This is a genomic window from Corallincola holothuriorum (assembly GCF_003336225.1).
Lineage (GTDB): Bacteria > Pseudomonadota > Gammaproteobacteria > Enterobacterales > Neiellaceae > Corallincola > Corallincola holothuriorum.
This window is the reverse complement of the sequence record NZ_QPID01000003.1, coordinates 328,370-349,314: the sequence shown is the minus strand read 5'-3', so window position 1 is coordinate 349,314 and position 20,945 is coordinate 328,370. Positions and strand designations below refer to the sequence as shown.

Genomic DNA, 20,945 nt, shown 5'->3' with positions numbered 1-20,945 from the left:
TGTTCACTGTAACCAAGACAGCTGTGAGCGCTCGCTTAAGAGACACAGCTTTCCAAAAAAACTGCGTGGTGTGAGAGCAAAAAGCAGCTAGGGAAACACTGTTCAGCGATTTAGGCTGTGGTAAAGTAACGGAAATTTTTTACCCCGATAAAGAGCTATGTCGTTACAAGGTAAAAAGATACTGCTAGGCATCAGTGCCGGTATCGCGGCTTACAAATGTGTAGAACTCACCCGTCGGCTGAAGGATAAAGGCGCAGATGTACGCATCGTCATGACCAAAGGGGCGCAAGCCTTTATTACTCCTCTGACCTTGCAAGCGGTTTCTGGGTATCCCATTTGTGACGACCTGCTGGATCCATCAGCAGAAGCAGCCATGGGCCACATTGAGTTAGGAAAGTGGGCAGATCTCTTGGTTATTGCCCCTGCCACCGCAGATCTCATTGCTCGCATCGCTGCCGGTATGGCGAACGACCTGCTCTCTACCGTTTGTTTAGCAACACCAGCACCTATCGCTATTGCACCAGCAATGAACCAACAGATGTATCTCGCCGTGCCGACCCAAGAAAATCTGGCATTACTGGCCAAGCGACAACATCTAATCTGGGGGCCTGGGCAGGGAGAACAAGCCTGCGGCGACGTTGGGCCAGGCAGAATGCTGGAGCCAGCAGAGCTTCTGGCACTGATCGAACAACAGTTTCAACCCCACCAACCGCTTGCTGGCGTGAAGATGATGATCACCGCAGGCCCAACTCGGGAAGCACTCGATCCAGTCCGTTACCTCAGTAATCACAGCTCTGGCAAAATGGGGTACGCCATCGCCGCCAGTGCTGCGCAGATGGGCGCAGAAGTCACCTTGGTTAGCGGCCCTGTTGCACTACAAGCCCCCACTGGCGTGCAACTTTTGCGTGTGGAAAGCGCGGCGGAGATGCATCACGCCGTAATGACCACGGCGGTACAGCAGGATATTTTTGTCGCCTGCGCAGCCGTTGCTGATTATCGTCCAGAAGCAGTGGCGGATTGCAAAATAAAGAAAGACAACAGTGAAATGAGCATTCGGCTGGTGCGCAACCCAGACATTCTCGCCGATGTTGCCGCGCTCAACAGTGGCCCTTTTACCGTCGGCTTTGCAGCTGAAACCCATGATGTAGAGACTTACGCCATTGGCAAGCTGCAACGAAAAGGTCTTGATATGATTGCCGCTAATGACGTTAGTGACAGCAGTATCGGCTTTAACAGCGACGATAATGCCCTCACCCTCTATTGGGCTGATGGCAAAACAGAGCTACCTGCCACCAGCAAGCAACAACTTGCTGCGCAACTCTTAGAACAGATCAACCATCGTTATCGGATCAAACAATGAAACAGATTGAAGTTAAAATTTTAGATCAACGTATTGGTGAAGAATTTCCACTTCCAGAATATGCCACCCCCGGCTCTGCAGGTATGGATCTGCGCGCTTGCTTAGATAGCGAACTAACGCTAGATCCTGGCGAAACCCAGCTGATCCCTACCGGCTTGGCCATCCACGTCGCCGATCCGCAACTTGCTGCTGTGATCCTGCCGCGCTCCGGTCTAGGTCACAAACATGGCATCGTATTGGGTAATCTGGTCGGGCTTATCGACTCTGATTACCAAGGACAGCTGATGGTTTCATGCTGGAACCGCAGTAATCGTAGCTTCACCATCGTTCCCGGTGACCGCATCGCTCAACTGGTATTTGTGCCTGTTGTACAGGCTGAGCTAAGTATCGTTGACGAATTCCACGCCAGTGAACGTGGTGAAGGTGGTTTTGGTTCCTCCGGTCACAAATAATTTCATTTTCCGCTGATAAGAAGTAAGTAGTACAGGGGATAGTTTATGGCTGCAACGCAGCGCAAAAATCGCCGCCAAGAGATACTGCAATCTCTGGCTGGCATGTTAGAAACCGCACCTGGCGAACGGATCACCACCGCCAAATTGGCAACGGAAGTCGGCGTATCAGAAGCGGCGCTTTATCGCCACTTTCCATCTAAAGCCAAGATGTTTGAGGGACTCATCGAGTTCATTGAAGAATCTCTGTTATCACGGATTAACTTAATCCTCGATGATGAGAAAGACACTCTGGCCCGCGTGCATCATATTTTGCAACTGATCCTGGTATTCGCTGAACGCAATCCAGGTCTTTGCCGGATCCTTAATGGGGATGCGCTATTAGGTGAAAATATTCGCTTGAGGGGCCGAGTGCAGTCGTTAATGGAAAAGATCGAAGTGCAGATAAAACAAGTACTGCGTGAGCGCGCACTGCGTGAAGGGCAAGGGTTTCAGGTGAGTGAGACTATTCTTGCCAACATGCTGCTCGCCTATGCCGAAGGCCGTATCTGTCAATATGTGCGCAGTGATTTCAAACGCAAACCTAGCAGCGATTTTGAAACCCTGTGGTCAATGTTGCGACATCAACTACTCACCGCTTAAAACAAAAAAAAGCCCGCTTCCTAGAGGAAACGGGCAACTTACCTGAGAGATTTCCACTTACGTGGCGCTGCCTTGACGAAAGTTCGCAGAGGCGCTTGTTGTTCTTATTCGGAACTCATTCACCAATGCATTACTCATTGGTAAATTAGTAATTGTCCTTGCTGCCCTCCACCATAATTTTTCTACCTCTCGCTGGCAATAGAAGTCGGTAATTGTCACCGCAGAGTGTGACTGACATAGCACAAACGCTTGCCATCGCCTTCAGAGATATGCCTTGAGCCGTGTGCGAGATATCGCACAAGAACGTGAGAGATACAGCTTTCATGATGTAGATACATACCCCAGAAGAACACGCAACCCATTGTTTATGCTTGCTTATAAGGTTAATCACCAAAAAAGGAAATGATTAAATAATTTCACAACACGGGTTAATGCATTGTTAAAGATGGGTTAGAGAGTATTCTTATAGGTGTCAGCAGGATGTTGGCACCTCAGGAAGAAAGTAGGGATACCGTTAGGCCGACAAGGAGTTGCGCCTTTGCAGGATGCAGAATGGACCCACTCAGGACGAGTTAAGGACACCTTCAGGATGAAGCGTTATGGCATAGGATATGTCATAAGTTAGGATGACACTAGGACCTCCAACGGATTGGTTAGGAAGTGGAACGGATCCACATTGACATGGATGCCTGCAGGGAAAGCACAGTTGAAACGGGATTGTTTCGAGACCGATTGTCGGGCACAGCGAAAGCTGTGCCCGCTTCGTTTATGGGTCAAACCACTGCATCACTACCCCAACCCAAAAGCCACCATCAGCACAGAACATCAGCGCCATATTAAAGGCTAACAAAGCAAGCGGCAGATCTGGGGGCATAATTTCGCCCAAGAACCTGAAAGTTACCCATACCTAAGCGTTAAACCGACGATCAATTAGATCAATGACGCTTGTTCGAAGCTAAGCAAGGCTAACCACCGTCCATTTCACCGATGCTATTTGTGCGAGATCTCTTACAAAGGTGTAAGACATTTAGTAAAAAAACCACGAAAAACGCTGCAAAAATCAGACATAAATGATATTTATCAATGAGTTAAATTTTTCCTCGGTAAAAAGATGTTTCCTTTCCCTCCTCCTAACATCTTTAACCCATTGTTAACTTCGAGGCAGACGCTATCATTCTAACTGTCAGCAGGATGTTGACACCTCAGGAAGAAAGTAGGGACACCGTTGGGCCGACATGAAGTCAGCCTTTGCAGGATGCAGAATGGACCGCTCAGGATGAGTTAGGAATAGCTTCAGGATGGAGCGTTGTGACATAGGATTTGTCGCAAGTCAGGATGACACAAGGACCGCCAACGGATTGGTTAGGAAGTGGAACGGATCCACAGTGACATGGATGCCAGCAGGGAAAGCACAGTTGAAACGGGATTGTTTCGAAAAAGTTTGTCGGGCACAGCGAAAGCTGTGCCCGCTTCATTTATAGCGTTCAACAAAATGATAATTGCTCTATTCCGGGTATCGCAGCAATGCCCTGCCTACTCGCTGAGAAACGCTTTTATCAAATGAAAGGTCACAGAACAGTATTTCGCTCTAAGCAGCTTAAGCCTTGGATCTGCTAATCCCTTTCCCGAGATCAACTGATTAAAACCCACCTCCGCAGCTTTTTCAGCTACCGTTGTATCAAACCCCATACTCCAATCAGGAAATGAACGCGCCGGCACCACACCTTGATTCAGTAGCTCGATATCGTAATGTCTAGGATCCGTAGAAATAGCAGCAAACACCTGTTCTACCGCATCTCTTTCACCTTCGAGAATCTGAAAGAAGCACCCTTGCCGGTAAAGAAGCAGCCCTGTTACGCCCTTTTGCTTATTTGCCTGCCTGGATAGGGCAAGTAACTCAGCCAAGGCTTCTGGCGACCAAACAAGATCACTGACACTGCGATAGACCAATTCATAACAAGTGATGGTGGTGAACCTCTTAGGCTGTTTTGATAGCAATAACCCTAGCCAGTTTTACAACACAAGAACAGTGCCGCAGCAACAAGCTGTGCAATTAGCCAAAGTGATTGTGCGAGATCGCTTACAAAGCTGTAGGAGATTTGGGAGACAAAATGTGGAAACAGCGCATAGAACTCAAAAAAAACAATAAATATCAGATGGTTGAAATTCTATTTAAAAACAAGTTTGCCGAGATTTTTTTTCTAACATTTTTAACGCATTGTTAACCTGCCACTGCGCGCTAATATTCTAACTGTCAGCAGGACGCTGCAACTGAGTAGACAGGGAGTCACAAAACGCGATTCATGATGAAGAGCGGCGCAGGAAGCGAAAAAGGATGAGGTCAAAGGTTGACCACAGTGGAGAGCTTCAGGAGGAAGCGCAGTAGCTAAGGACAGTTACTGGTTATGGATGACACAGGAACAGCCAGAGGATTGGTCAGGGCTAAAAAGCCCAGCAGGGAAGCGGCAGGGAACTATGTTCGGTGGACGGCATATTCTTTGTAACAGGGCGCATCTGAGATGCGCCCTGTTTTTTTTGTGTGCCACATATTAGTTCACCCCAGCTTTCAATCTTCCAGCGATCCCAGTAGAGTCTTTTATTAACAAACCATTAGCAAATTTCAGAGAGTTCTGCGCATGATCCGCCCTCTAGCACTGACACTGGCACTCGCGTTAATAGCGGCCTGCTCTTCTGCTCCGGAAACGGAACAGACATTTTCCGGCTACTTACATGACTACAACAAGCTAAAACCAGATCCTGAAGATGCCAGCAAACTGATCTGGTACGCGGAGGATTATTCAGCAAACAACTACGCGATGATCGACGTTGAACCAGCAAAGATCTGGCTGTCACCGAAACTCAGTGATAAGGAGGTGGTACCCGCTGAAAAACAGCAAGCCTTTGCCGCCTATCTAGTAAAATCTTTAAAAGAGGCGATCCCGGAGCATCTACGCACCGCGGCCGCGGGTAACAACACGCTAATTATCAAGCCTGCTATCACCGGCTTTAGTACCGGTTCAGCCGATCTTGCCGCCTATCAATACCTGCCCATCGGTCTGATTGTTGTTGGCGCTATGGAAGCAACAGACTCCAGAGATAAAGTACCAGTGATGTTTCTAGAAGCAGAAGCGATTGATAAGGACAGCGGTAAAGTGGTTGCCCAAGTGGTACGCCGCTTATCCGGTAAGGATATTGACCCCGATCTGATGACGGACAATATCGTTGAAGCTTTTTACCCCCAATTAGATGCCTGGGCTAAAGAGCTCGCTGACAACCTGCAAAAACAAGTAGAGAACATTAAGTAAGTTGTAACCAGGTCACAAGCCTCATAGCCACGCTAGGCTTGTGACTATTTGCCCCTGTTCTTGCCCTCTTCCCCCCACCTCAAGTTCTGCGCACAGCCAAGCCTCAACTAAACAACAAAAATATAACGCAAAATCAACAAGTTGACTGGCTTCACAATATCCATCAATGAACTAAACTTAATTTACCCTTGTTACTCCAATGGATATTTGGCCGCGGACGCAACATCATGCATATAGTTAAAAAACCGGCTCGTTTTTTCCCCGATGTATGCCAACGAACCTATACCCTTGTGCTGGCAGGCGGGCGTGGCACCCGATTACACGATCTAACCCAAGCACGAGCGAAACCAGCGACTTTTTTTGGCGGTAAATACCGCATCATCGACTTCACCCTTTCTAACTGCATCAATTCCGGTTTTCACCGTATCGGCGTGCTGACTCAATACAATGCCTTCTATCTGATCGCCCACATCCAGCGTACTTGGGCACGTTACAGTGGTGAACACGGTGAATATGTCGGGATCTTACCCGCAGAGCAGCGGAAAGAATCAGACTGGTATTCAGGCACTGCCAACGCTGTGTATCAAAACTTATGGCTGCTGGAGCGGCAACCGATAGATTTTGTGTTGATCCTCGCAGGCGACCATGTTTACACCATGGACTATCTGCCAATGATGGACCAGCACGATGAAACGGGCTCCGATATCACCATCTCAACCATGGAAGTGCCGCTTGAGTTAGGCAGCCTGTTTGGTGTCGTGCTTACCGACGAACATAACCGGATCACAGGCTTTGTGGAGAAGCCTGTGGACTGCACGCCTTACCAAAGCAGCCCGGGCAAAGTACGTGTATCCATGGGCATATATGGTTTTCGCCTTCAGGCATTAAGCCAACTGTTACATGAAGATGCGAAGAACCTGGATTCACAACATGACTTTGGTTACGACGTATTACCTAAAGCGCTCGCTGAAGGCTACGTTATGCATGCCCATGACTTTATTGATGAAGATGGTTTACCCGGCTATTGGCGCGACGTCGGAACCATTGAAGCTTACTATGACAGTAATATGGAGCTGCTCGCTCCCTTGCCCAGGTTGAATCTATACAACCCGGTATGGCCTATCACCAGCTATCAGGAGCAGCGTGCTCCCGGCAAACTCTCCCGTGGTGTTAATGGAGAGCCAGGCACCGCCTGCGACTCGCTGATCTCTGCGGGAAGTATTATCTCCGGCGCCGAAGTTACAAGAAGTGTCCTGAGCTACGACGTATGCATTGCTGCCAGTAGCGAAGTGAATCACTGTATTCTGTTACCTCAGGTCAAGATCGGCAAAAACTGTCATATCAATCATGCCATTGTCGACGAGGAGTGTGAGATACCTGACGGTACCGTGATAGGAGATGATGCAGAGTTAGATGCGGAACGCTTTTTGGTGACAGACGATGGTATCGTCGTCGTAACGAAAGAAAGATTGAACCGCATCTAAGCGGTTCAATCTGCAACACTAACCTGCTTTAGGCGATGCCATACTCCTGACGATACGCTTCGACCGAAGCCAGCTGGGCTTCTTTGCCCGGCTGTTGCGCCAGATAGCTGATCAGATCCTTCAGCGTCACGATAGATATCACCTGACAACCGAAGTCTCGCTCCACTTCCTGGATCGCTGACAACTCACCCTTACCACGCTCCTGACGATCCAACGCGATAAGAACACCCGCCAATCCCGCCCCATTTTGCTCAATGATAGTCATCGATTCACGGATCGCAGTACCCGCAGTGATCACGTCATCCACCAACATAATCCGGCCTTTCAGTGGTGAGCCCACTAAACTGCCGCCTTCGCCATGGGTTTTCGCTTCTTTGCGGTTAAAACAGTAAGGCGCGTCGACGTCATACTCATTGGCCAAAGCAACGGCGGTTGCACTGGCGATCGGGATACCTTTATACGCCGGACCAAACAGCACGTCGTAAGGAATAGCCGCATCTTGTAACGCTGCTGCGTAAAACTTGCCTAAGCGAGCCAGATCGCGTCCAGTGTTAAACAGGCCAGCATTAAAGAAATAGGGGCTGGTGCGGCCTGATTTGAGGGTAAACTCGCCAAAGCGCAGTACCTCACGCTCCAACGCAAATTCAATAAATGCCTTTTGATACTCTTTCACGGGAATAGTCCTTACTCTGCCAACGCCGCGTTCTGTGCCGCGATGATTGTATCGATACCACTTTTTGCCAGCCCTAACATCGCGTTGAGCTCTTCAAAGCTAAACGCTTCCGCTTCTGCTGTACCCTGCACTTCAATCAACTTGCCTTGATCAGTCATCACCACATTCATGTCGGTATCAGCTGCAGAATCTTCCAGATACTCCAGGTCACAGACCGCTTCGCCTTTGTAGATACCAACAGAGACCGCCGCAACCATCTGCTTCAATGGATCCGTGGTGATCAGCTTTTCTTGCTGCATCCAGCGCAGCGCATCCACTAACGCCACACAGGCGCCAGTGATCGAGGCAGTACGTGTACCGCCATCTGCCTGCAGAACGTCACAATCCAGAGTGATCATATGCTCACCCAAGGCCTTTAAATCGACCGCTGCGCGTAACGAGCGTGCGATCAATCTCTGAATTTCTAAAGTTCGTCCGCCTTGCTTGCCCTTCGCAGACTCGCGTTGATTGCGGCTATGGGTTGCCCGTGGCAACATGCTGTATTCAGCGGTAACCCAGCCCTGTCCCTTGCCTTTCAAGAAGCGAGGAACCGAGGTTTCCACAGATGCAGTACACAGTACCTTGGTATTACCAAACTCAACCAATACCGAACCTTCGGCATGGCAAGTGTAGTTTCGGGTAATTTTAATAGGGCGGACCTGATCTGTGGTTCTACCGCTTGGGCGCATAGTGGCTCCGATTATTTTGAGTAAGATGTGTTAAAGGCCACTATTATAGTCTTCAACGATAGCGATAAAAGGCAAAGTTAACAGTGAGTCCAATGAATCTTTCCGCCACCCAAAAAATGCTGTATGGCGTTGTACTCGATTTGGACACGCTTCATCCGCAAGACCTCGACCTTAGCAAGCTGGATCGTTGCGTCACAAAGTGGCAATACCACGGACATACCGCGCCTTCACAACTACATGAACGCTTGGCTAACGCCGAAGTGATCGTCACCAATAAAGTGGTGATCGATGCCGCCGCCATCGCAGCTGCCCCAGATCTAAAATTGATCTGCGTAGCAGCGACCGGCGTCAACAATATCGACTTGATCGCCTGCCATGAACACAATATTACCGTATGCAACTGCCGCAACTACGGCACTGCCAGTGTCGTCCAGCATACTTTTTCGCTTATTCTGGCATTGGCCAATCAACTACCGGCCAATCAAAAACTTATCGATTCGCAGAAATGGCAAAACGCAGCGCAGTTTTGTTTGTTGAACCACCCGCCGCAGCAACTGGCAGGCAAATGCCTGGGGATCGTTGGCTATGGCACGCTGGGTAAAGCGGTGGCTCATGTCGCCGAAGCGCTTGGCATGATCGTACTGATCGCGGAACGTGCCGATGCCGAATCGGTACGCCCGGGGCGAGTCAACTTTAAACGCTTGCTGCGCAATGCCGACGTGCTGTCACTGCATTGTCCGTTAACTGCGGACACGCGCAATCTATTGAGTGCAGAGATGTTAGCGCTAATGAAACCCAACGCATTGTTGATCAATACCGCCAGAGGCGGCTTGGTTGACGAACAAGCATTGGTCAAAGCATTACAGCAGAACAAGCTCGGCGGCGCGGGCGTTGATGTGTTGAGCTACGAGCCGCCAAACAACGGCAATGATCTACTCGACACTCAGCTCGACAACCTGATTGTTACCCCGCATATCGCATGGGCCAGTGCAGAAGCCCGGCAGATGCTAGTAGATCAATTGGTGGAAAACATTATCGCCGCTCAGAACGGACTGCCAATCAGGACACTAGCACCATAACGTTTTGCGCAATACCGCTCGCCAGCGCATAATATCAGCTAGATCGCTGATTAAACGCTGGAAACTATGTCTTCGTTACCTTACGGTGCCCCCCACTCTATCTGCTTACTAAGGCTCTCCTCGATCGGAGATGTCTGTCATGCTGTCGCTACCGTTCAGGCGATCCAGCGCCGCTACCCCGGCGTGCCCGTGACCTGGATACTGGGTAAAGCAGAGGCAAGCTTGCTGCAGGGCTTACCCGATGTAGAGATCATCGTCTATGACAAAACGAAAGGGTGGCAGGGGATCCTAGACGTCAGACAACAACTAAAGCGACGCAAATTCGATGTCCTGCTGCATATGCAGGTCGCCTTTCGCGCCAGTATTCTCAGCGCTTTTATCAGCGCCAATAAAAAATATGGCTTCGACCGCGCCAGAGCTGGCGAAGGCCAATGGCTATTTAGCAATCGCCGCATCGGCAAACAAACCCATGCCCACGTGTTAGAGGGGTTTCAGGCATTCGGTGCCGCCATTGGTGTACCGCCACCGCCGCACCCCTTATGGCAGATCCCCGTCAGCGACAGTGACAGCCAGTATGCGCAAACAGTGATCCCCGACGGTCAGCCAGCGCTGATTATCACGCCCGCCGCCAGTAAAGCCGAGCGCAACTGGACAGTAGCAGGCTACGCCGCCATTGCCGATCATGCCGCGCGGCAGTCACTCAAGGTGATCTTATGTGGTGGGCCTAGCGCCATGGAAAAAGCGCTGGGTGAACAGATCAGCCAAGCCTGCCAGGTGGCCGAACCGGATAATCAGATAGGTAAAAGCAGTTTAAAACAGCTGCTCGCACTCCTCGGCAGAGCACGGGTGGTATTAGCACCAGACACCGGGCCGGCTCATATGGCGGTCACACAAGGCACGCCGGTTATAGGCTTGTACTGTCATTCAAACCCTCGACGCACCGGCCCCTATCTGTGGCCAGATTATGTGATCAACCATTACGATCGTCTGTGCGAACAGCAACATGGTAAGCCGTGGCAAAAATTACCTTGGGGTACCCGGGTAAAAGGCGATGGCCTCATGGCTGAGATCACCATCGACGAAGTCAAAGCGATGTTTAACCGCGTACTGGTAGAGCAATCTCAACGCAGCTAATGCAAACCAGTTTGCACTGAAACGCCAGCATTTCACCATAAACGGATCCCAAAGGACGATAGCATGGCAAATATACTGATCGCCGGTTGCGGCGATGTCGGCACAGCCCTCGCCCTACGCTTGCTTGCCGATGGCCACCAAGTCACTGGAATACGCCGTCATCCGCCACAAACAAGCTGTGCGCTGCAATATCTAGCGCTGGATATGACCCAGCCCAATAGCTTGCTTCAGCTTACCCAGCCGTATGACTACCTGTTTTTCCTACCAACGCCAGATCAACACACGGAATCAGGCTACCGCACAGTGTTTGTCGATGCCTTTACCCATCTCAGCCAACGCCTGCAACAACTCGCAGCTCAGCTCAACACACCATTACCAACGATCTTTTATATCTCATCGACCGGCGTCTACGGGCAGAACCAAGGGGAGTGGGTCGATGAAACATCCACCACCGCCCCTACCCGCTTTAGTGGCCGCGTTTTACTTGAGGGCGAAGCGCTGGCGACCAAACTTGGCGGCACCATTATCCGTTTTTCCGGTATCTATGGTCCGGGGCGAGAGCGCTTAATCAACAAAGCCCGCGAGCTGAAGCCGATCGCAGCCACACCGCCCAGCTATACCAATCGCATCCATCGCGACGATTGCGCTGGCGTGCTGCAGTTTCTGTTACAGCTGTCAGAACAGCAGCACAGCTTGGCGCCGGTTTACCTCGGCACAGACAGCGATCCTGCGCCGCAGCATCAGGTGCTCGATTTCCTCGCCCAAGCCCAAGGATTGGCGCCATTGCAAACCGTGGCCGCAGCCGCCGATGCCACCCAGAACAAACGCTGTCGCAACCAGCGCCTGCTCGATGCCGGCTACCAGTTTATCTACCCCAGCTATCGCCAAGGCTATCAAGCGGTGATCGATAATATGGCCAAGGGCTAGGTGGCACGAGCTCGCAGATGACCAACAGACGGATGATCCCTCCCAGAGTTTCGGTTAGAGTGCTTGCACTCTGTTTGTTGTATGGCTGGTTATGTATATAGATTTAGGCTCTTTTAGTTGGCTGATCCTGCTGTTTGTTATTGGCGGTTATTGGTGGCGCGCCCGTGAAGTAAAGGAGCTGGCGCTGAAAGCCGCCCGTGCCCATTGCGAACAGATGAATGTGCAACTGCTGGACTATTCAACCTACCAGCAGCGCCTGCGTATTAAACGCGGTAGTGATGGCAAACTGCACCTTTTGCGCACCTTTCAGTTTGAATTCTCTTCCATGGGTGAAGATCGTTATCTCGGTAAGATCGAAATGCTTGGCAAACGTATGCAGCATATTGAACTGGCACCACACCGCATCTAACAGCATCGGCCACACGCTCGGGGCATAAAGCAATCATGAAATTCACCATCAGCAAGAACGGTATCCGCCTCCTGAGCATCATTAGCCTCTATGTTGGCAGCAGCCTTTATTCATTTGCCCAACCCGACCTGATCTATCTGTTGCGCCATGCGCCAAAACAAACCGACGCAATCGACAGCAAAAACCCGCCCATCAGCGCCGACGGAGAGAAGCTCGCACAGCAACTGGCTGTGCGCCTTAAAGATGAACAGATATCCGCAGTGATCAGCAGCCATCTGCTGCGCACCCAACAAACGGCACAGCCCACAGCCAACGCCCATCAGCTAACAGTGACCATCCCCAGTCAAGCCACCTCACTCACTGCCCATGTCGATGAAGTTGCCGCGCTGGCCATGGCGCAAGATGGCGTCGTTCTGATCGTGGGTCACAGCAATACCGTGCCGATGCTGATCAAAAAACTAGGAGGGCCACCGCTGGCCAATCTGAGCGAAAATGCCTATGGCGACCTGTTTATCCTTAGATTGACTCCCGATCCGACACTCAGCCCCAAAGTCGGCCCCAAACTCCAGCAGGAACGGCTAAGCTGGTAATTAGCTGATTAATCACAAAACAGAGTCGATCAACCGTTTAACCATGGTGTCGGCTCCCCTATAATCCGAGCATCAATTTTTGACGCATTAGCAAGGTTGCCAATGACTATTCACAGCATGACCGCCTACGCCCGCCACACCCTGAAGGGTGAATGGGGCACCGCCGTATGGGAAGTTCGCTCCGTTAATCAACGTTATCTGGAAAGCTACCTGCGCCTGCCTGAGCAGTTTCGCGGCTTAGAGCCAGTATTACGCGAGCGTTTCCGTAAGCGCCTGAATCGCGGCAAGCTGGAGTGTAACCTGCGTTTTGATGCCAGTGCCGAGAAGCAATCCAAACTGCAAATAAACGAGGCGCTAGCCAAAGAAGTGATGCGCTGCGCAGGCTGGGTGAATGATCAAACCTCAGGCTCCATGCACCTGAACCCCCTCGACGTGTTGCGCTGGCCCGGTGTGATGGAAAATGAAGAAGCGGATATTGATACCATCTCCACCGAACTGTTAGCCGCATTCGACGAAACCCTGAACCAGTTTATCGCCGCCCGCGCCAGCGAAGGCGACAGCTTGGAAACGATGATCAGCCAACGTCTCGATGGCGTGATGGTTGAAGTCGCCAAGGTGCGCGAGCAGATGCCAGCAGTAATGATCTGGCAGCGTGAACGCCTCACCAACAAACTGGAAGACGCCAACGTCGAACTCGACAACGGCCGTTTAGAGCAAGAGATGATCCTGCTGGCGCAACGCTTAGACGTTGCCGAAGAGCTAGACCGCCTCGAAGCCCATGTGGCAGAAACCCGCAAAATCCTAAAAAAAGGCGGTGCTATCGGCCGTCGTCTCGACTTTATGATGCAGGAGTTTAACCGCGAATCGAACACCCTCGCCTCCAAGTCAATCAACCAGGAAGTCACCCAGTCAGCGGTAGAACTGAAGGTATTGATTGAACAGATGCGCGAGCAGATCCAGAATATCGAGTGATGTCTCAGCCCCATTGTCTGACTAACAAGTAGCCCCCAAAAACCGGCGTCCTAGCCGGTTTTTTTCACCAGTGCGGCGAAGGAATTTAAATCACGGAAAATCAATTGATCTGACCCCTTTGATCGCCTTTGATCGCTACTCATCTTGGGAGCGGGGACTGAACGAGAACTTCAATGGCCTGCTACATCAGTACATTCCGAAAGGAACAGACTTACGGCTAGTGACAGATGAGGATGTGCTGCGAGCGCAGATGCGATTAAACGAGAGACCGAGGAAATGCCTCGACTTCAAGCAGCCCAAAGCAGTGTTTGAATCACTGTGTCAGGCTGCATAGGCGAACGTTGCACTTCGGAGTTGAATTCGCGGACAACTAGGAGAATATGATGGAAATTATTCAAAACCGCAGTGACCGCTTTCTTCGACTACGCGATGTGATGGAAGTTACTACACTGTGCCGCAGCAGTATCTACCTCTTGATTAAAGCTGGTGATTTCCCAAAGAACGTTACGGTTATGGGCAAGCGCAAAGCCTAGCTTGAAAGTGAGGTTGACGATTGGATGATGGAGAAAGTGCAAGCATCAGAACTAGATTAAGATTCAAAAAAGAACATATAAAACAATAGTCACATAAACACTCGTCAACGTATTTTTACTTCCTCAATTTCCCCATATTCTCTCTATTAAGTGCTAAAAATGACATGGCAGAGAGCACAACCAGATGGTTGACCAAATTCTAACTCTTAAAGAAGTAGTCGCTTATCTAAAGCTGGCAGAGAAAACCGCGTATCGACTTGCCAGTGAAGGCAAGCTACCAAGCTTTAAGGTTGGTGGTTCATGGCGCTTTAAGCGAGAAGATTTAGAAGCGTGGATAGAAAAGCAAAAGGACAATGCATGATCCCAAATTACCAAGAGTTTATGCGCCCATTCCTTGAAATCGCATCGGTTTATCCAGGAAGATGAAATATATCTGTATTGGTTTTACTTATAGGTTGGCGAAAGCTATATACAAAGCCAAGTCTAAGAAAGTTATCAAGCAACGATCAAGCAAATTTAAATTTATACTTATCATAATCTTGAAAGCTAAAACCAGACTAAAACAACATGATTCGTTGATGTTATGAAGCAGTCATCAAACAAATAAACCTATGTACGATTACTCTCGTTCTCGAACAACGTGGCAAACTCTTAAGCTGAAAGACCTAACCTTGCTCTTCTAATTCACGCTAAACATCGAATTGGAAAACTTGCTTCATCAATGGTTGCACTTCTACTTTATCCGGCGTCCTAAGCTCATTAGCATGCCTCATTGGCGCAACCGTCACAAAGCCCCAAAACTCCAGGAAGCGTTTAATAAAGCGCGATTCAATCATTGTGCCTAGTAGCTGACTTGGGGACGAGTACTCATCTTCAGGGCATCTCAGCAGTAAGTCTGGGAATGCGATCATTACCTCTTCAATCAATTGTTTTGTATTGCCATGACGTTGCAATCGCCACAGCATAAATAGCCAGAAGGTTCTTAGGTCAATATCGTGCTCCCATCCATCTAGGTAGCCCCAATTGTACTGAGAGGTTGTAGCTTCGAGCATAGGGATAAAGAATGCTTGAATACCGTGCGTTAGGTACTGCTTTTGAGCTGTTTTTTTAACATGATAACGACCGCTTCGAAGATAGATGATACCCACTATCTCTGCCAGCACCCGGCTGTAATGCAATGCATTAAACTTATCTTCGTTACTGCCTGCATATTCACTAATGCTGATATGTCGTTCAAATTGAGAAACGGCAAACTCAGGCAATAACTCACTGGCCGATTTAACGATTTTTATCGGCAAGTTACCTTTGCTGGTGGCTTTAAACGAACCGCCATTCTGCATAGCTTCGTCTAAAATCAATGCCAAATAACGCATCACTGGGCTAGCAGATAAATCCTCTGGCGTGCTAATTGTGACCCACGCCAATTCATTGAAAGGCGCATATAACCAATTACTCATTTGTGTTGGCGAAAGGCCACAGAAATCAGGATGAGGCCGTTCATTAGCCGCCTTCATTTTTTGCTCTGCAACGATATTGAGTTCTTCTAAAGACAAGTTAGGGTTCATTACCGCAACTTGCTCAATGTCATCCAGCATTGATGTGTGTTGTTTAGAAATACTGTTCATGCAGCAACGTTTGTACTTTTTACCGCTGCCACAAGGGCAAGGTTCATTTCGACCTGGTTTCATGTTTTATCTACTCGTCTTCTTTATCTTATTGCTACGTCACCTAAGAAAACATTATCTCAAACCAAGAGTGCCGCGTTTTCTTGCTTGCGCTCTGCAAGAGTTTTTTCTATCGCTAACACGGTTGTCTTGCTGATCACGTGTTGCTGAGCAAGATGCGCAAACTGGCTAATGGCCTCAACCACTTCTTTGATACAAAGCTGCGCCTCCTTCCAAGTAGCAAAGCCCGCACTGGCAGCCAGCTTTTGCATCACGTTGAGTGGTGGCGCTTTTCCGTACCCAGCAAAGGCGGTAGCATGCTCATTAAAGGGGTGAGGGCTAAACGTAACATCGTAGAAAGGGGCGAGTTGCCAGTTGCCATCATCGGCTTGTAAAAAGCCCCAGTTTTTACTGTGATCGTCTTGGTTCGCTGCAAATAAGTTAAAGATTGCGCGACGAAATTGAAGTTGCCCAGCAGCAGGTGACTTACACAATTGGCGGCTGGCTTTAATAAGATCGCTATAGTCTAAGCTAGGGCTGCGAAAGTCAGCATCCAATAGGCCGCAGGCACTGTGCATATGTAAACGCCCAGCCTTATCCTGCGCAGGTAAATAATCGAAACGCTTTAACGCAAGCCATGCTTTAGCGCCGCTACTCGCAGGTGCTTCAATTAGCTGCCAAATCGGTGGCTGACATTTTGCCAATTCAGCCATTTCTAAATAGACCGCTTCACACAAACCTTCTTCGTGGCCCAATGCTAAGTTCTTCGAAGTAAACTTAACTAACCATGCTTCATCGCCAGATTGTGCATAAGTGCGGCATTGCGTCGCGTCACCAGAGGGCATATAAATTTGCGCTTTAGGGCGAGCACCGCCGGAGCTGCCGACTGCTACCAACGTTGCTAACACTTGCTGAGTGCTACCGTCTAGATCGTCAGAGAGGGACTGGTCGAACAAGGTTTGGGCTTCAAGCCCAAGTGTTTCCAAATCAATATCTGAACGCTGATCTAATGAAAGCTCTGATACAGGCGTAAAAGACAATGCCCCCATTCCTTGCTGGCCAACAAACGCCAGTCTATCCATTGCTGTTACTTGTGCGGGTATTATACCTTGTTGGCGAAACACACGATCTTGCAACAACAAACCCCAACCATCGGGAAGGCTGTCTCCAAAAACGCCGTGTATACCTTGGTGAGGCTCTTTCGGTGCTTGCTGTAATCGCACATCGCCTTGAAGAGTAAAAGGGGATAAATTGCCAAACCTGCTTAGATAACTTTCATCATACTGAAAGAAAACACCTTGGCGGTTTTGCGCTAATACACCCACCGATACAGTTTCGCCCGTTGTGAGAGTGCGCTCCACATTCAACTTTTGAATGGATTTAAAGCTCATCTTTAAGCACCTCTTCTATACTGGTCGGTAAAGCGGTACGGTCAGCCGTGGTTTGTGTCAGTTGATAAAGCCTGTCTAGTGAATCCAGCGACTGCCACAAAAGCAGCAGCTGACGAAATGAAATTTGCCCGGTGAGTTCAAACTTTTTTATGGTCGAAGCAGGTACACAACTACGCAGTGCCAGTGCCTCTCGCGATAGCTTCGCTTGTTTACGCAAACCCCGCAGATGAGTAGCAAAAGCTTGGCTTACATCGGTATCATCTAAAAGTGAAAAGTTCATACGCAATCTCAATGGATACAATAATGTCTATTATAGCGTCATTTCCTAACTTATGGACACAATAACGCCCACATAAATGTGAATAACCACTACATGACTGGAGAAAGATACTAAAAGCTGATACTTTGCGTCAGGCAAGGGGTGAGGTAAGGTAATTCATCGCCTAATAGGCTCGTATCTAGGAAGTGAATGACTGGTGGTTAAATTGGTGGTCAACAAAGAATAATTAAGACCATTTAATCTGCAGTTGCTTGATTTTTAATTAATTTAACATTTAACTCTACATTAATATTCAGAATATCGAGTAAACGCATCTAAGCCTGATATCCACCAAAAACAGAAAATGCCGCTTTTAAGCGGCTTTTCTATATGTGACCAAATCATACGGCTTCAAACTGCTTGCCATGGCAGAAACACATAGTGCGAAACAGTCGTAACTTTATTTAGCCAATCGAAAGATCCCCTTTACCCAACACCAACTATAATTGCTTTCTAATCGCCATTTTAGAACTTCAACTTATACTCAAAAGTTTCGTTTGACCCAATAAGTTTCGAACTGATATAGTCGCAACCCCAAAAACGAAACATTAGGTGTTATGTCTAAACGCAATACACAAAACCGCCGACACCAAATCGTTGCCCAGCTGCAAGCGCAGGGTGAAGTCAGTGTTGACCAACTCTCCAAAGAGTTTGATACGTCCGAAGTCACTATCAGAAAAGATCTGAGTGCATTGGAGAAGAGCGGTATATTGCTGAGACGCTACGGTGGCGCCGTGCCTTTACCAAAAGACCTGATCAGTGACTCAAGTGAAGCAGACGATCAAAAAGTTTCGAAAAAAAAGAAACCTATCGCTTTGGCTGCTGCGGCGCGTATACGAGATCACAACCGGATCATTATTGATAGCGGCAGTACCACAGGCGCGCTCATTCCCGCCCTAAATTCGAAACAAGGCCTAGTGGTGATGACGAACTCAATAAAAGTCGCCAACGCCTTACTTGAACTAGAAAACGAACCCACGCTGTTAATGACGGGCGGCACCTGGGATCCGCACTCAGAAGCATTTCAAGGCCAGGTCGCTGAACAAGTCCTCAGGGCTTACGACTTTGACCAGCTATTTATCGGTGCGGATGGCATTGATCCGGAACGCGGCACAACCACCTTTAATGAGTTAGTCGGTTTGAGTCAGCAGATGGCTGAAGTCGCACGAGAAGTCGTGGTGTTAATCGAATCAGACAAAATCGGTAGACGGATCCCAAATTTAGAGTTGCCATGGAGCAATATCGATACTTTGGTTACCGATGCCGACATATCACCACAAATAAAAGCAGATATTGAACGCCATGGTGTCACCGTCGTTTGTGCCACAATGGATAAATAGCCTCACAACAATTATGAATTTTCTGGAGAATCAAACATGTGTGGAATCGTAGGCGCTGTAGCACAACGAAACGTAGCTGAAATATTGGTAGAAGGCCTGAAACGTCTAGAATACCGCGGGTATGACTCCGCCGGTATTGCGGTGCTGGATGCGCACGGCGAATTACAACGCGTGCGCCGCTTAGGTAAAGTGCAAGAACTGGACGATGCCGTCGCAGCCTCAGCGGCCAATGGCCCTATCGGTATTGCGCATACCCGCTGGGCAACCCATGGCGAACCCAGCGAAATCAATGCTCACCCACATATATCTAACGGTACCCTGGCTGTTGTACACAACGGCATTATCGAAAATCATAATGAACTGCGGGAACGACTTCGCGGCAAAGGCTATAACTTCACATCGCAAACCGATACCGAAGTGATTGTTCACTTAGTACATCATGAGCTTAAAACAGCCAACAGTCTGCGCGAAGCAGTACAAAAAGCAGCCACACAGCTGGAAGGTGCTTACGGCACCGTGGTATTGGACAAAAATGACCCTGACCGTTTAGTTGTTGCACGCTCAGGCAGCCCGCTAGTGATCGGCTACGGGATCGGCGAAATGTTCTTAGCCTCTGATCAACTGGCCTTATTACCGGTTACCCGTCGCTTCAGCTATTTAGAAGAGGGTGATGTCGCTGAACTTACCCGTGGCGGTGTAGAAATTTTTGACATTAATGGCGCGCCTGTTCAACGCGAAGTGATCGAGTCTGACGTAGAGCATGATGCCGGTGGTAAAGGCAATTTCCGCCACTTTATGGAGAAAGAGATCTTCGAACAGCCAGTGGCATTGCAACAAACCCTGGATCAACGTGTATCTACGAGTGGCGTCAATATTGACGCTTTCGGCGAAGGCAGTGAGACACTGCTTTCCAAAGTAGAACATGTACAAATCTGCGCCTGTGGCACCAGTTATAACTCAGGTATGGTGGCCCGCTATTGGCTGGAAGCGATTGCCGGAGTGACCTGTAATGTTGAGATCGCTTCAGAGTTTCGCTATCGCAAATCTGTTGTGCGTCCCAACAGCTTATTTGTCACCTTGTCTCAATCAGGTGAAACCGCAGACACTCTCGCCGCATTGCGCCTAGCAAAAGACATGGGTTATATGTCTAGCTTGGCCGTGTGTAATGTACCGGGCTCTTCTTTGGTACGTGAATCAGACCTCGCCTTCATGACCAAAGCCGGCGTAGAAATTGGGGTGGCTTCCTCTAAAGCGTTCACCACGCAATTGGTTGCGCTGTTGCTACTCACCTTGGGCATCGGCCGTTTGCAAAACAAGATCACGGCAGAGCGCGAAGCGGAAGTGATCAGTGAGCTGAAAGCCGTTCCCGCCAAAGTGGAACAACTGCTGCGTGGCTCTAAAGCCATTGAAGCCTTAGCCGCTGACTTTGCAGATAAACAACACGCATTGTTCTTAGGCCGTGGTGATCAGTACCCCATCGCGATGGAAGGAGCGCTGAAGCTCAAAGAGATCTCCTATATTCATGCCGAAGCGTATGCTGCGGGAGAACTCAAGCACGGGCCATTGGCATTGATCGACGCAGAGATGCCGGTGATTGTGGTGGCGCCTAATAATGAGCTGCTGGAAAAACTGCATTCAAACGTAGAGGAAGTGCGCGCCCGTGGTGGCCTGATGTATGTATTCGCAGACAAAGATGCGCAATTCGTCAGCGACGACACCATGCAAGTGCTGGATGTTCCTCACTGTGACGACTTGGTCGCGCCTATCCTCTATACGGTACCGCTGCAACTGCTGTCCTACCACGTCGCCCTGATCAAAGGCACCGATGTCGACCAGCCACGCAACCTAGCCAAGGCTGTCACCGTGGAATAATCCACCAAAACGAGTCATGCAGATTGTCGGCGGACAATAAAGTTTGATCGTTTACAATAAACATTGATCATTTA

The 20,945-nt window shown here is 49.3% G+C and carries 21 protein-coding genes and 1 pseudogene; 16 read left to right on the top strand and 6 right to left on the bottom strand.

Going from position 1 to position 20,945, the window contains the following annotated elements:
* The first annotated feature begins 157 nt into the window (after window positions 1-157).
* The 3 genes from coaBC to slmA are packed head-to-tail and all read left to right on the top strand — an operon-like array spanning window position 158 to window position 2,451.
* Window positions 158-1,360 carry a bifunctional phosphopantothenoylcysteine decarboxylase/phosphopantothenate--cysteine ligase CoaBC gene (gene coaBC, locus DU002_RS07070; protein ID WP_114337664.1) on the top strand — a complete coding sequence of 401 codons (1,203 nt, stop codon included), beginning with the start codon at window positions 158-160 and terminating at the stop codon, window positions 1,358-1,360.
* A complete protein-coding gene (gene dut / locus DU002_RS07065) occupies window positions 1,357-1,812 on the top strand; it encodes a dUTP diphosphatase (RefSeq protein ID WP_114337663.1) in 456 nt (151 codons plus the stop codon). Before coaBC ends, dut begins: the two co-directional genes overlap by 4 nt.
* Window positions 1,813-1,857: 45 nt before the next feature.
* Entirely contained in the window at window positions 1,858-2,451 is a 594-nt protein-coding gene (gene slmA, locus DU002_RS07060; protein WP_114337662.1) for a nucleoid occlusion factor SlmA, read from the top strand.
* A 1,533-nt stretch (window positions 2,452-3,984) separates the two neighbouring features.
* Here the strand turns inward: slmA and DU002_RS07055 are convergent.
* Window positions 3,985-4,449, bottom strand: a complete 465-nt coding sequence (locus tag DU002_RS07055) for a BLUF domain-containing protein (RefSeq protein ID WP_199405188.1) — start codon at window positions 4,447-4,449, stop codon at window positions 3,985-3,987.
* Window positions 4,450-5,087: 638 nt separating this feature from the next.
* On the opposite strand from DU002_RS07055, the gene DU002_RS07050 reads away from it, so the two are divergent.
* Window positions 5,088-5,756, top strand: a complete 669-nt coding sequence (locus tag DU002_RS07050; protein WP_114337661.1) for a DUF3313 domain-containing protein — start codon at window positions 5,088-5,090, stop codon at window positions 5,754-5,756.
* Between the two features lie 227 nt (window positions 5,757-5,983).
* Window positions 5,984-7,240 carry a glucose-1-phosphate adenylyltransferase gene (glgC, locus tag DU002_RS07045; protein WP_114337660.1) on the top strand — a complete coding sequence of 419 codons (1,257 nt, stop codon included), beginning with the start codon at window positions 5,984-5,986 and terminating at the stop codon, window positions 7,238-7,240.
* 28 nt (window positions 7,241-7,268) lie between these two features.
* On the opposite strand, the gene pyrE is transcribed toward glgC, so the two are convergent.
* A complete protein-coding gene (pyrE, locus tag DU002_RS07040; protein WP_114337659.1) occupies window positions 7,269-7,913 on the bottom strand; it encodes an orotate phosphoribosyltransferase in 645 nt (214 codons plus the stop codon).
* A gap of 11 nt (window positions 7,914-7,924) precedes the next feature.
* Window positions 7,925-8,641 (bottom strand): ribonuclease PH, encoded by a 717-nt coding sequence (gene rph, locus DU002_RS07035; protein WP_114337658.1) that lies wholly within the window; start codon window positions 8,639-8,641, stop codon window positions 7,925-7,927.
* Window positions 8,642-8,733: 92 nt separating this feature from the next.
* Here rph and DU002_RS07030 point away from each other — a divergent pair, with 92 nt between their 5' ends.
* From DU002_RS07030 to mads1, 9 genes and pseudogenes are all read left to right on the top strand, one after another.
* Entirely contained in the window at window positions 8,734-9,720 is a 987-nt protein-coding gene (locus DU002_RS07030; RefSeq protein ID WP_233496441.1) for a D-2-hydroxyacid dehydrogenase, read from the top strand.
* A gap of 66 nt (window positions 9,721-9,786) precedes the next feature.
* On the top strand, window positions 9,787-10,854 hold the full coding sequence (locus DU002_RS07025) for a glycosyltransferase family 9 protein (protein WP_114337657.1): 1,068 nt from the start codon (window positions 9,787-9,789) through the stop codon (window positions 10,852-10,854).
* 63 nt (window positions 10,855-10,917) lie between these two features.
* Complete coding sequence (locus DU002_RS07020; protein WP_114337656.1) at window positions 10,918-11,781, top strand: SDR family oxidoreductase; 864 nt, start codon at window positions 10,918-10,920, stop codon at window positions 11,779-11,781.
* Window positions 11,782-11,872: 91 nt separating this feature from the next.
* Entirely contained in the window at window positions 11,873-12,190 is a 318-nt protein-coding gene (locus tag DU002_RS07015; protein ID WP_114337655.1) for a DUF3301 domain-containing protein, read from the top strand.
* A 35-nt stretch (window positions 12,191-12,225) separates the two neighbouring features.
* Entirely contained in the window at window positions 12,226-12,780 is a 555-nt protein-coding gene (locus tag DU002_RS07010; protein WP_114337654.1) for a SixA phosphatase family protein, read from the top strand.
* A 102-nt stretch (window positions 12,781-12,882) separates the two neighbouring features.
* The gene (locus DU002_RS07005) at window positions 12,883-13,752 is read left to right on the top strand and encodes a YicC/YloC family endoribonuclease (protein WP_199405187.1); all 870 of its coding nucleotides are present in this window, start codon (window positions 12,883-12,885) and stop codon (window positions 13,750-13,752) included.
* Window positions 13,753-13,888: 136 nt separating this feature from the next.
* Window positions 13,889-14,086 (top strand): annotated as a pseudogene (locus DU002_RS07000) (transposase); the annotation flags it as partial.
* Between the two features lie 49 nt (window positions 14,087-14,135).
* Window positions 14,136-14,285 carry an AlpA family phage regulatory protein gene (locus DU002_RS06995; protein ID WP_114337653.1) on the top strand — a complete coding sequence of 50 codons (150 nt, stop codon included), beginning with the start codon at window positions 14,136-14,138 and terminating at the stop codon, window positions 14,283-14,285.
* 184 nt (window positions 14,286-14,469) lie between these two features.
* Window positions 14,470-14,646, top strand: coding sequence for a methylation-associated defense system helix-turn-helix domain-containing protein MAD1 (gene mads1, locus DU002_RS06990; RefSeq protein WP_114337652.1), 177 nt, complete (start codon window positions 14,470-14,472; stop codon window positions 14,644-14,646).
* Window positions 14,647-14,974: 328 nt separating this feature from the next.
* Here mads1 and DU002_RS06985 read toward each other — a convergent pair whose 3' ends face one another.
* Genes DU002_RS06985 through DU002_RS06975 form a run of 3 tightly spaced genes read right to left on the bottom strand, consistent with a single transcriptional unit; the run spans window position 14,975 to window position 17,620 of the window.
* Window positions 14,975-15,973 (bottom strand): YecA family protein, encoded by a 999-nt coding sequence (locus DU002_RS06985; protein WP_114337651.1) that lies wholly within the window; start codon window positions 15,971-15,973, stop codon window positions 14,975-14,977.
* Between the two features lie 56 nt (window positions 15,974-16,029).
* Window positions 16,030-17,340: a type II toxin-antitoxin system HipA family toxin gene (locus DU002_RS06980; protein ID WP_114337650.1), complete on the bottom strand. Its 1,311-nt coding sequence runs from the start codon at window positions 17,338-17,340 to the stop codon at window positions 16,030-16,032.
* A complete protein-coding gene (locus tag DU002_RS06975; RefSeq protein WP_114337649.1) occupies window positions 17,330-17,620 on the bottom strand; it encodes a helix-turn-helix domain-containing protein in 291 nt (96 codons plus the stop codon). The genes DU002_RS06980 and DU002_RS06975 overlap by 11 nt, the downstream gene beginning before the upstream one ends.
* A 596-nt stretch (window positions 17,621-18,216) precedes the next feature.
* Between DU002_RS06975 and DU002_RS06970 the strand changes: the two genes are divergently transcribed.
* Both DU002_RS06970 and glmS read left to right on the top strand, forming a co-directional pair.
* Entirely contained in the window at window positions 18,217-18,999 is a 783-nt protein-coding gene (locus DU002_RS06970) for a DeoR/GlpR family DNA-binding transcription regulator (RefSeq protein ID WP_114337648.1), read from the top strand.
* Window positions 19,000-19,035: 36 nt separating this feature from the next.
* The gene (gene glmS / locus DU002_RS06965) at window positions 19,036-20,871 is read left to right on the top strand and encodes a glutamine--fructose-6-phosphate transaminase (isomerizing) (protein WP_114337647.1); all 1,836 of its coding nucleotides are present in this window, start codon (window positions 19,036-19,038) and stop codon (window positions 20,869-20,871) included.
* Window positions 20,872-20,945 lie beyond the last annotated feature (74 nt).